This window comes from Rhizobium giardinii bv. giardinii H152 (assembly GCF_000379605.1).
GTDB classification, from domain to species: Bacteria; Pseudomonadota; Alphaproteobacteria; order Rhizobiales; family Rhizobiaceae; genus Pararhizobium; species Pararhizobium giardinii.
This window is the reverse complement of the sequence record NZ_KB902629.1, coordinates 1-1,212: the sequence shown is the minus strand read 5'-3', so window position 1 is coordinate 1,212 and position 1,212 is coordinate 1. Positions and strand designations below refer to the sequence as shown.

The following is a 1,212-nucleotide window of genomic DNA, read 5'->3' as shown; positions in this document are numbered from 1 at the left end:
TTAAGTAGCAGGCCACGCGTTAACAATCCAAATGACGGTGCTCACGCGTCCCCCAAATTTTCGCCGAGAGTGTCGCTTTGTATATTGAAATGAATGTTGCAATATGTGTACAGTTGATACATTCAAATCACCACTTAATCCGAGGAGAAACCGCATGACCATCTCTCGCGGCGACGAGGCCGGTGCGCACGCTGGCGTAGAAACGAATCTACCGCCGAAAACGGCCGACGTACGAACGGAACAAAAGTCAGTCTTCCGCTTTGATCTCGATGCCGAATCTCAGGGGACGGACAATTTAGGTGAATTGAACTCGGTGTATGTGCCTGCCCACGGCGGCGTGAGAATTGCCTTGGATGTCACTCGTCCGATGGGCGACAGCGACAGCACCAAACGCGACACCATACTGGTGATGACCTGCTATGGGCGGGGCAAGAAGGACGATCCTTCTAATTTCTATGCCGATTTACTGGTCCCACACGGCTACTCAGTCGTTGTTGGAGACGTGCGCGGTACCGGGGCCTCCTTTGGGGTGTGGCCCGGCCACCGCTCTCGCGAGGAGGTTCTGGACTTCAGCTACATCCTGGATTGGATCGCAGCCCAGCCTTGGTCTACCGGTAACGTGCTTGCGTACGGTATGTCTTACACGGCTAACTCCGCAGATCTGATCGCTTCACGAAATCACCCTGCTTTGAAGGGGATCGTGCCGAGATATGTCGACTACGATATCTTCTATGAAACCTGGCCCGGCGGCGCTCCCAATCTCACACTCGATAGGTGGAGCGAGTTGGTCGAATCGCTAAACAGGGATAAGAACAGCAAAAATAATTCTAATCGGTCCAGCAACCTTCGCGCGGGCATTCGTCCAGTTGGGAGCGACGCTGAGTTGGCTGCTGCCTTGCTCGAGCATGGGCAGGCGCCCTCTTTCTTATCCGTGAGCAATATTACTTCCAAGGACGAATGGCTGAGCCAGATCTCCGAGTTTGACTTCTCACCGCAAGCAGCCGCGGATCTCATCTCTAAGTCAGGCGTCCCTATACAGAACTGGAGCAGCTGGTTCGATTCCGGGACGGCGCAGGGTTCGATTCGGCGATTTCTGCTTCAATCGAATCCGATGAACGTGATTATCGGCCCCTGGAACCACTGCGGCCGCAAAGCCTATGATCCGCTTCGCCCCGACGTTGACGAACTTGTTCCAACCATGGAAAGCCAGCA

The 1,212-nt window shown here is 54.5% G+C and carries 1 protein-coding gene; it reads left to right on the top strand.

Annotated elements, in window-relative coordinates; genetic code table 11:
- Nucleotides 1–154: 154 nt before the first annotated feature.
- Nucleotides 155–1,212 (top strand): CocE/NonD family hydrolase (locus A3AY_RS35120; protein ID WP_018325874.1); only part of this gene is annotated, 1,058 nt, incomplete at its 3' end.